This window comes from Clostridium sp. 29_15 (assembly GCF_001916075.1).
GTDB lineage: Bacteria > Bacillota > Clostridia > Clostridiales > Clostridiaceae > Clostridium > Clostridium lentum.
Map to the genome: position 1 here is coordinate 30,028 of NZ_MNRT01000003.1, position 9,675 is coordinate 39,702.

At 41.2% G+C, this 9,675-nt stretch carries 11 protein-coding genes; 1 reads left to right on the plus strand and 10 read right to left on the minus strand.

The features are described 5' to 3' along the window. Positions 1-9: 9 nt before the first annotated feature. The 9 genes from BHW04_RS00450 to BHW04_RS00490 form a co-directional block, all read right to left on the minus strand. Positions 10-339: a hypothetical protein gene (locus BHW04_RS00450; RefSeq protein WP_186835212.1), complete on the minus strand. Its 330-nt coding sequence runs from the start codon at positions 337-339 to the stop codon at positions 10-12. A 26-nt stretch (positions 340-365) separates the two neighbouring features. Beyond that, complete coding sequence (locus BHW04_RS00455) at positions 366-830, minus strand: hypothetical protein (protein ID WP_302631684.1); 465 nt, start codon at positions 828-830, stop codon at positions 366-368. Between the two features lie 146 nt (positions 831-976). Continuing rightward, positions 977-1,564 (minus strand): ribosome biogenesis GTP-binding protein YihA/YsxC, encoded by a 588-nt coding sequence (gene yihA, locus BHW04_RS00460; RefSeq protein WP_022211191.1) that lies wholly within the window; start codon positions 1,562-1,564, stop codon positions 977-979. Further along, positions 1,554-3,269 (minus strand): endopeptidase La, encoded by a 1,716-nt coding sequence (lon, locus tag BHW04_RS00465; RefSeq protein ID WP_302698503.1) that lies wholly within the window; start codon positions 3,267-3,269, stop codon positions 1,554-1,556. The genes yihA and lon overlap by 11 nt, the downstream gene beginning before the upstream one ends. A 23-nt stretch (positions 3,270-3,292) precedes the next feature. Then, positions 3,293-4,711, minus strand: a complete 1,419-nt coding sequence (locus tag BHW04_RS00470; protein WP_129976130.1) for a sugar transferase — start codon at positions 4,709-4,711, stop codon at positions 3,293-3,295. 87 nt (positions 4,712-4,798) lie between these two features. Continuing rightward, entirely contained in the window at positions 4,799-5,593 is a 795-nt protein-coding gene (locus BHW04_RS00475; protein WP_022426287.1) for an immunoglobulin-like domain-containing protein, read from the minus strand. 51 nt (positions 5,594-5,644) lie between these two features. Then, complete coding sequence (locus tag BHW04_RS00480) at positions 5,645-6,379, minus strand: YveK family protein (protein ID WP_129976128.1); 735 nt, start codon at positions 6,377-6,379, stop codon at positions 5,645-5,647. Between the two features lie 12 nt (positions 6,380-6,391). Next, positions 6,392-7,108 carry a CpsB/CapC family capsule biosynthesis tyrosine phosphatase gene (locus BHW04_RS00485; RefSeq protein ID WP_015525687.1) on the minus strand — a complete coding sequence of 239 codons (717 nt, stop codon included), beginning with the start codon at positions 7,106-7,108 and terminating at the stop codon, positions 6,392-6,394. Positions 7,109-7,144: 36 nt separating this feature from the next. After that, the gene (locus BHW04_RS00490) at positions 7,145-7,870 is read right to left on the minus strand and encodes a polysaccharide biosynthesis tyrosine autokinase (protein ID WP_015525686.1); all 726 of its coding nucleotides are present in this window, start codon (positions 7,868-7,870) and stop codon (positions 7,145-7,147) included. A gap of 299 nt (positions 7,871-8,169) precedes the next feature. Between BHW04_RS00490 and BHW04_RS00495 the strand changes: the two genes are divergently transcribed. Beyond that, entirely contained in the window at positions 8,170-9,048 is an 879-nt protein-coding gene (locus BHW04_RS00495) for a homocysteine S-methyltransferase family protein (RefSeq protein WP_022426289.1), read from the plus strand. Between the two features lie 156 nt (positions 9,049-9,204). Here the strand turns inward: BHW04_RS00495 and BHW04_RS00500 are convergent. Further along, on the minus strand, positions 9,205-9,675 hold a 471-nt coding region (locus BHW04_RS00500; RefSeq protein WP_302698495.1), incomplete at its 5' end, for a putative PEP-binding protein.

A 9,675-nucleotide genomic window follows, 5' to 3' on the forward strand; every position in this document is an offset into this window, starting at 1 on the left:
CCCTCTACACTAGCAGCAGCAATTACTTTCACAGCAACAATTTGAGTTGTTTGTGCAGCAACAGCTTCCGTTGTTTCCATTTCCACCAAAGAAACTTCCGCAACCTCCACATAGCAAGAATAATAAAATAATTAGATATGATGAACCACTACATAATAGTCCTGATCCACAAGCTATTAATAAGAATATAATAGGTGCTACACAACTATTAATTCCTGAAAATGGATTTCCGCAGCATCCACCATTGTTGTTATTATTGTTATTACAGCAACAATTTTGTGGACAACATGGCTGACAACAGCAGCAACATTCATCTTTGTGATAATGTTTTTTTGACATTTCAACATCTCCTCCTTATTTACTTTCTAGTAGCATCCGCCAACAAGGCCGTCTAGTCCATCACAAATTCCACAATTTCCTAGTCCGTAGTTTCCAAATCCACTGCCTAATCCGCAATTTCCGAATCCTCCACCAAATCCGTTATTACATCCGCTACATAAGAATAAAATAACTAATAAGAATAACCATCCACTGCAGCCTCCATTTCCATAACCATTATTTGAATTCCCTTGACAGCAGCAACAGTCATTTGATCCATTATTACAACAACAATTATTTCCTACATTATTTGTACTTTGATTAGTATAGAATAATATTAATAATATCCAAATCCACCAACCAAATCCGCAGTTTCCAATACCAGTATTGCCTAATCCACCAGCATTGCCTAATCCACCTAAATTGCCACATCCGCAGCCACAGCCACAGCTACTACCAACTGATGAATAATCTGATGGTTGCATTTCACCAATGATATCGTTCATTTGCATAATTGATTCCTCCTATTGATTTAAATTTATAATTAAATTTATACTATATACTATTCTCCCGCAAATAATTTGACACTATTTTATTCAATGCTTTATTTTTATACTATTTTTTCTTACAAAAAAAAGAACTGCCATTTGGCAGCTCTCTACTGAGATAAATCACCGAATAAAATATCATTTAATTGTTCTGCACCCTTCTTATTTAAAGACGAGAAGAAACATAATGTATCATTTTCAGTTAATTTTAATGTTTCTTTTATTATTTTTTTACTTTTTACTAAATCATTGTTAGATAGTTTATCACTTTTAGTTGCAACCACTATTACATCATATCCATAATGTTTTATCCATTCATGCATAGTAATATCATCTGCTGTAGGCTTATGTCTTGAGTCAACTAATAAGATAACTCTCTTTAATTCTTCACGAGCTGTAAGATAAGTTTCAATTGTTTTTCCCCATGACTCCTGCTCTTTCTTTGATACCTTTGCATAACCATAACCTGGTAAATCAACTAAATAAAACCCATCATTTATTAAAAAGAAGTTTATTAGTCTTGTCTTTCCTGGGGTTTGTGATACTTTAGCTAATTTTCTTCTATTAGTTAAAGCATTTATTATTGAGCTCTTTCCAACATTAGATCTTCCAACGAAAGCTACTTCATTAAGTCCATCTTCTGGATACTGCTCTCTTCTAACCGCTGATGTTATAAATTCTGACTTGTTAATTATCAATATTTTCAACTCCAATTAAAGCATTTTTTAATACATCTTCCACATGAGCTGCAAAAATTAAATTTAATTTATTTTTTACAGTACTAGGAATCTCTATTATATCTTTTTCATTATCTTTAGGTAAAATTATTGTATCTATACCTATTCTATGTGCTGCTAAACACTTTTCTTTAACGCCTCCAATAGGAAGTACTTTTCCAGTTAAAGTTACTTCACCTGTCATTGCCACAGTCCCTTTAACTTTCTTTTTGGATAGGGCTGATACTAAAGCTGTGACAATAGTTACCCCTGCTGAAGGTCCGTCTTTAGGAACTGCTCCTTCTGGCACATGTATATGAACATCTTTGCTCTTATAGAAGTCTTCATCAATGCCATATTTTTTACAGTTAGCTCTTACATAGCTATAAGCTGCTTTTGCTGATTCTTGCATAACATCTCCTAGCTTTCCAGTAAGTTCTAACTTCCCATTACCTTTCATCACTACAACTTCTACTGGCAGTGTATCTCCACCATATGCAGTCCATGCTAATCCATGAACAACACCTATTGTATCCTGTCTATCAGCTTTCTCAAACTCAAAATATTTATTTCCTAAATATTTTTTAAGATTATTTACAGTAATAGTAACCTTTTTCTTCTTTGTCTTAACCATTTCAGTTATCGATTTTCTAATAACCTTATTAATTTGACGTTCAAGACTTCTTACTCCTGATTCCCTAGTATAACTATTTATAATTTCTCTTATAGCACCTTCAGAAATCTTTATTGTTTCTGCATCTGTGTTATGCTCTTCTAAGGATTTAGGAATTAAATGCTCTTTTGCTATATGATATTTTTCTTCATAAGTATATCCTGATACTTCTATTATTTCCATTCTATCAAGAAGTGGTCTAGGAATAGTTTCTAAGGTGTTTGCTGTAGTAATAAATAAAGTATTAGATAAATCAAAATCTACTTCCATAAATGTATCCCTAAAAGTTTTATTTTGCTTAGGATCTAAAACTTCTAAAAGTGCATCTGCCGGATTACCTTTGTAATCGGAACTTAATTTATCAATTTCATCTAATAATATCAATGGATTATTTACTTTCGCTTCCTTTAAGGCATAGATAATTCTTCCTGGAATAGCTCCTACATAAGTTCTTCTATGACCTCTTATTTCTGCTTCATCTCTTAATCCACCAAGTGAAATCCTAGCAAACTTTCTATTTAATGAGTTAGCTACAGATTTTGCTATAGAACTCTTACCAACACCTGGTGGTCCTACTAAGCAAAGAATTGGTCCATTCAGTGATTTAGTATATTGTTTTACAGCTAAATATTCTAAAATTCTTTCCTTCACTTCTTCTAACCCATAATGTTCATCATCAAGAATTTTTTCTGCCTTTTCTATATTAAAAGAATCATTACTTGATTTGTTCCAAGGCAATTCTATAATCCAATCTAAGTAATTTCTAATATTATTTCCATCACCTGAGTATGATGTTTTTAATCTAGATAATTCACGTTCAGCTTTTTCACGAACTTCTTTTGGCATTTTTGCCTTACTTATTCTCTCTGCGTAATTATCTATCTCATTTTTTTCATCATCTTCGCCAAGTTCTTCTTGAATTACTTTTAATTGTTCTCTTAGGAAATATTCTTTATTGGACTTATCTAATTTATTTTTATCCCCGGACTGCATCTTCGCAGCCCGGGTCATTATATTCGAATCTCAATATGTATGGATCATTTTGCGCCGCTTCCGCGGAAAACGACCATAACTGTCTTAAACAGGATCTCTATATCCAGCTTCAGACACCATTCGGCAATGTACTTTGTATCAAGCTCTACGACTTCCTCGAAATCCGTAATATCACTTCGACCGCTTACCTGCCACATACCGGTAAGTCCCGGCTTGATGGCCAGACGTTTGCGATGGTGAAGCTCATACTTCTCCCACTCATCCATTGTCGGCGGTCTGGTTCCTACAAGACTCATATCTCCTTTCAGAATATTCCAGAACTGTGGAAATTCATCCAGGGATGTCTTTCGGATAAAATGTCCTACTCCTTTGATGATTCGTGGATCATCATCCATTTTGAACATCATTCCATCTTTTATGTTATTCTGTTTCATCAGTTCTTTTTTGCGTTCTTCTGCATCCATATACATGGAGCGGAATTTATAGATCTTGAACGGACGACCGTTCTTTCCCATGCGGACCTGTGAGAAAAATGCAGGACCCGGAGATTTGATCTTGATGGCCGGAACCAGAAAGATCGCTGCGATTCCTGTAAAAAGACAACCTACCAGACCGCCTGCGATATCCATAGCTCGTTTCACAAACATCTGGCGCGGTGTCACAATGTGGATACTGCTGGAAAGCACAGTGTATCCGCCAAGCTCCTCCACCACCTGGTTCTTGCCAAGAGATTTCATAGTTGCCAGTCTCATATGGATGACAACTCCCATTGCAGAGCAATCCTTGATCATCTGCTCCGGGATCGGGATTTCCTTAGGCACTGCAAAAAATACTTCATCGATCCAGTTCTTATGGATATAGGAGATCATATCCTCACTCCCGGCTACTACCGGTACTCCACAGACGGATGCACCCTTCTTGTCACAATCCATAAAGACGATTCCTGCCAGATGATAGGTTCCGTAATTATTCTTGCGGATGGTTTCCACCACATTGTCTGCATTTTCACTGACTGTAACGATCAGCAGGGATCGCTTCTCGCTTTCTTCGTATCTGTGATCCTTCAGGAATTTCTTCAGTGCCTGTCTGCCGCAGTAGCTGAAGCAGGTATAAAGCACATAGGTGATCAGCAGGATCATTCTGGAATAATTGTTTCCAATTCTTAAAAGAAACATATATGCCAGGACCAGAAGGCAGACCAGTGTACACTGTTCAAAGGTTTTCTTCAGTTCCACCAGCATTCCTCTTCGCAGAACTCCGCTGAAGCTTTCATTAAAAAATGTGACCATCAGCTGGATAAGAAACATCACCACTGCCACATTTCGATACAGCTCTGTCTCGTATGGCTGACCGATCCCGTTTCGGATCCAGTATGCAAGTACAAACGCAAGCTGCAGACACAACATATCGCAAATCGCAAAATCTGCATGTTTTACCCAGCTGCTGTTTTCTTTTTGATACATATTCTTTTCTACGCCTTCCCTCGCTTACATTTTTTGTTGCTTTTATCCCCTCTCCGGTATCTCAGGCACCTAGAGAGGGGATGATATTTATTTCACGACAATGGTAAGTACGGCTCCGTTGGAGCTGTTTCCACTGTTGTCGACTACATAATATGTAAGCTCGTAAGTTCCCGGTGCAGCTGTATTTACATCACCGGTGATCTGGATCCTTTTGAAAAGATCACTGGTTGACTCTGTATCATCCTGGATATCCTTTACATAGCTTAATTTATCCAGCGTAGTTCCTACCGGTACCTCTACGTAATAGGTAGTCAGATACATCTTCGGATCCTGCGGAGAAAGCTGCTCAATCTTGTCTTCCTGTGTCTTCTGCGCCTGTTCCTCCGGAGTCAGTTCTCCTTCTGCGGAATCTCCGCTTTCAGCATCTGTGCTGTCTGCTTCTGTCCCATCCTGCATATCTGTCTCTTCTGCAGGCTCTGTGGTGTCTGTGGAATCTCCATCCTCTGTGAGACCGTCATTATCGATCAGTCCCAGCTGCGGATTTTCGGCACTGCCGTCCTGAGCTTCCATGGTAAATTCTTTTTTTGTTACATTGTTGTTTTTGTCCTTTGCAACAAAGATAACAGAAACCTGTTTTCCGTCATTCTTCGGATATATGGTTTCTACAGTAAGAGACTCTGTAACATCTCCATCTCTGTCATCCTGTGCCTTTACATCCTTCAGAAGATCCTCTTCTGTCATATCGGATGTATAATTCGTATCTTTTCCCTCTTCAAATGTGATCTTCGGTCCTTCATTATCCTCGGAGCTCTTCATGTATACTACACCGGCTCCCATACCAAGGCAGATGACCACTAATAAAAACACAAAAAATTTCTTCATATTTTTGCTGCTCCCGGCCTTTCCCAACACTTTGATCCGTTGTTGTTATTTTTATGCGTGACGTTTCTTTTTCTTTTTGGATTTCTTGCCCATTTTGGAAGAGTATGGGATTGTACCAAGTACGCTTAATCCAAGATATTTCTCTACGTCTTCCGGTGTCTTTACAGTATCGTTTGTCAGATATACGATGATCACAACAGCTGCTGCCAGAAGGATACCCAGAAGTCCGCCGATCACACCGTTTTTCGGTACGCTTGGGCTTGATGGCTCATCCGGGATGTTTGCTGTCTCTACCACATTTACTGCCTTGATATCCATAACCTGCTGGATATGCTTGGAAGCAATATCTCTTACTGCGTTTGCGATCTCTGCCGCTGTATAAGGATCGGTATCTGTAACTGTGATGGATACTACTCGTGTATCCGTTGGTGTATCTACGGAAAGCTTCTTAAGAAGCTCCTCATGTGTCATATCCAGTTTCAGCTGTGCGATCACACCCTCAGTAACTGTACGGCTCTTGATCAGCTCCGCATAGTCCTTGGTCAGTGATGTACTTGTCTGGATATCCTGATTGGTCAGTGTGCTGCTGTCCTGCTTGGACAGTACCACGATCTTGGTTGTGGATTCATACTTCGGTGTGATCAGAAGCATGGTTCCCATAACAGCTGCCAGGCAGAAAACAATACCGGATAAAATGATAACACCCAGCTTGCTCAGTAACAGGTGAAATACCTCACCAAGATCGATCTCTACTTCGTCGTTGTTGTTAACAGTCTGATTTTCCATTTCTTTTCTCCATTACCCTGTGATTTTCCGGGGATTTTTGATAAAGATCTTCTTTACATATTCGCTCCCCATTGTTTTTTCCATTTTGGCGACACATTTGCCGATCTCCGGGATACGCTCCGTCTTACGGTGTCCGTCAGAACCGACAAAATCCAGAAGCCCATGCTTCATGACTTTCCGTGCAAAGGTTTTTGCCCCGAATCCGTCCTGACCGCTGATGGTATCTGCATTGACCTGGATATGTGCTCCCATATCCTTCAGCTCTGTCAAAAATCCAATATCGTTCCGGGTAGCCTTATAACGTTCCACATGAGCGATGATCGGGATAAAACCATTCATCAGAAGACTTCTGACCCGTTCTTCAATATAATTTTTCTCATCTCCGTTGCTGAATTCCACAAGCACATATCTGGAACCTGCAAGGGTAAGCCGCCGTCCCTTCTTAAGGCATTCCACCATATCCATACTGGAATGGAGTTCACAGCCCAGATAAAGTCTCATGCCTTCATCACCAATATTCATGGCTGCTCTACGCAGCTGCATGAACTGTCTTGTCACAATGTTCATATGCGGCTCAAACATATCGTACCGGAAATGTGGTGTCAGGATCACATGACGTACGCCCTCCTGATACTCCTTGTTGAGCATCCAGAGTGATTCTTCCATGTTTCTTGCACCGTCATCCACCCCGGGGAGGATATGACAATGAATATCATAAAGTCCCTTCATTAAAATAACCCACTCATTTCTGTTGTCAATGTTTTTTTATTTACTGCTGCTCTCACCATAATCTCCGTAGGAACCATACTTACCGTACTTGCCGTATTTACCATACTTGCCATAGTGACCGTAATTGCCGGCCTTGCTGTAGTCCACCTTGTTCAGGATGGTTCCCAGGATCGGGCAGTTGCTCTTGGCAAGCTGATCTCTTACTTCCTGTACAAAACGGTAGCTGATGGTACCGGATTCAACGACGATTACAGATCCGTCGCAGGAATCTGCTATGATAGCACTGTCGATGATCAATCCAAGCGGCGGTGTATCTACAATAACGTAATCATAAACATCTCTTACCACGCGGATCATATCCTTGAAGAGTCTGTTTCCGAGAAGCTCTGCCGGGTTCGGAGGTACGATACCGGAGAAGATAATATGGAACTTCGGAAGTGTAGTGGCACAGATCACATCAGAAAGCTTGGCCTGCTTGGAAAGATAATGAGCAAGTCCCATTACCTCCTGGTCTACTGTCACACGTCCCATCAAAACGGATTTACGCAGATCGGCATCGATCAGAAGCACTGATTTGCCGCTCTCAGCAAGAGAGGCAGCAAGATTAAATGCCACACTGCTCTTTCCCTCATTAGGAGTACAGCTGGTAAGTGCGATCACTTTCTTATCTGCTCCGCAGAACTGGATATTTGTTCGCAGAGCTTTATAAGCCTCATCCATCTGGTGATCAGACTTCCAGTTGCTCAGTTTAACTTTAATCATAATTCCTTTTCACCTTTACCTTTATGTTCTATCTGATGACAGTCTTGCCCTTTGGGCATGTCTATAGGTTATTATACAATCCTATTTTCTAATACGCAAGTTCTTTATTCGACAGAAAAGTCGTTAAATATGTACAATTTGCCTAATTTTTATTATTTTTTATTTTCCGTCCCAGAAACAGGATAGATTATTTTTATTCCCTGTGTTAAAATAAACCCACGGCAATGAGTGCAGCGGTTACAGGAGGAGCCCTATTTTTTGCCAACCGTGATTGGCTGCCATAAGGAGGATATAAACATATGACAAAACAGGAATTTCAGAAACTGACCGAAGATCATGTCCTGCTGCTGGATGGTGCTACCGGCTCCAACCTGATGAAGGCCGGCATGCCGCGTGGTGTCTGCACAGAGAGCTGGGTGCTTGAGCACAAGGATGTGATCCAGTCTCTGCAGAAGGCATACATCGAAGCGGGAAGCCATATCATCTATGCGCCTACCTTCGGAGGAAACCGCATTAACCTCACTATGCACGGACTGGAGGATCAGATCGAACAGATCAATCATACCCTGGCCGGCTATTCAAAGGAGATCGCACCGGAGGGTGTTTTCGTAGCAGGTGATATCACCACCACCGGCAAGATGATGGCACCGGCCGGTGACATGACTTACGAAAAAGCCTTCGAAGTCTATCAGGAACAGATCGGTTATCTCCGTGACGCAGGTGTGGACCTGATCGTAGCGGAAACCATGATCAACATCGAGGAGACACTGGCTGCTGTAGACGCCTGCCAGAGTGTCTGTGAGCTTCCTATCATCTGTACCGTGACTGTAGAAGCAGACGGAAGTATCTTCAGCGGCGGAAATGCCATAGAGGCTGCCATGTCCCTGGAAGCTGCAGGTGCAGACGCTGTCGGCATCAACTGCTCGGTTGGCCCGGATCAGCTGGTATCGGTTATCCGCAATATCAAGGAGAATGTTTCCATTCCGGTCATTGCCAAACCCAATGCGGGAATGCCCCAGATCGATGATCTTGGAAATGCAGTTTACAGCATGACCCCTGCGGATTTTGCAGGTTATATGAAGGTGCTTGTGGACAACGGTGCTTCCGTGATCGGCGGATGCTGTGGTACCACACCGGAGTTTATTTCGGAAACCGCCCAGGTGCTTGGACTTCGATAACTTTAATCGGAACAGATATGCTTCCACGCACTGCTTCAATTGAGAACAGCAATAAACCGTGAGTGAAAGATTCCGTCAAAAAAATCCTGAGGATCCTATGTGAGATATCAACAGATATCAACATAGAAATTCTCAGGATTTTTATTTTTCCGGATATTATTTCTCTTTTACTGCTTCTTCCGGCCGGTTTGCCTCATCCGCATAGGAGCTGCGGATTGCTTTTCGCACTGGAAGTACACAGGCAGGAACAACGGAAAGGCCGTCCACTCCCATCTGGATAAAAGCTTCGGTAAGATTGGAATCTGCTGCCAGCTCTCCGCATATGTAAACTTCACATCCTGACTTATGTCCTGCCTCTGTTACCATGCGGATCATCTTTACAAGCGCCGGATGATGATCGTTGTATTTATCCTTCAAAAGAAGATTCTGCCGGTCCATAGCCAGGGTATACTGGGTCAGGTCATTGGTTCCTAGGCTCAGAAAATCCACACGTTTTCCAAGTTCTTCACTGATCATGACCGCTGCCGGTGTTTCGATCATAATTCCGGTACGGATGTTTTTGTAAGGAATGTTCTTCTCATCCAGGCCCTTTTTTACCTCACGGATCAGCTTCTCGATCTCATCCAG

Coding starts and splice junctions, on each gene's coding strand:
- BHW04_RS00470 (WP_129976130.1), bottom strand. CDS start 4,711: ATGTATCAAAAAGAAAACAGCAGCTGGGTAAAACATGCAGATTTTGCG.
- BHW04_RS00480 (WP_129976128.1), bottom strand. CDS start 6,379: ATGGAAAATCAGACTGTTAACAACAACGACGAAGTAGAGATCGATCTT.
- BHW04_RS00450 (WP_186835212.1), bottom strand. CDS start 339: ATGTCAAAAAAACATTATCACAAAGATGAATGTTGCTGCTGTTGTCAG.
- BHW04_RS00490 (WP_015525686.1), bottom strand. CDS start 7,870: ATGATTAAAGTTAAACTGAGCAACTGGAAGTCTGATCACCAGATGGAT.
- BHW04_RS00495 (WP_022426289.1), top strand. CDS start 8,170: ATGACAAAACAGGAATTTCAGAAACTGACCGAAGATCATGTCCTGCTG.
- BHW04_RS00485 (WP_015525687.1), bottom strand. CDS start 7,108: ATGAAGGGACTTTATGATATTCATTGTCATATCCTCCCCGGGGTGGAT.
- BHW04_RS00475 (WP_022426287.1), bottom strand. CDS start 5,593: ATGAAGAAATTTTTTGTGTTTTTATTAGTGGTCATCTGCCTTGGTATG.
- BHW04_RS00455 (WP_302631684.1), bottom strand. CDS start 830: ATGCAAATGAACGATATCATTGGTGAAATGCAACCATCAGATTATTCA.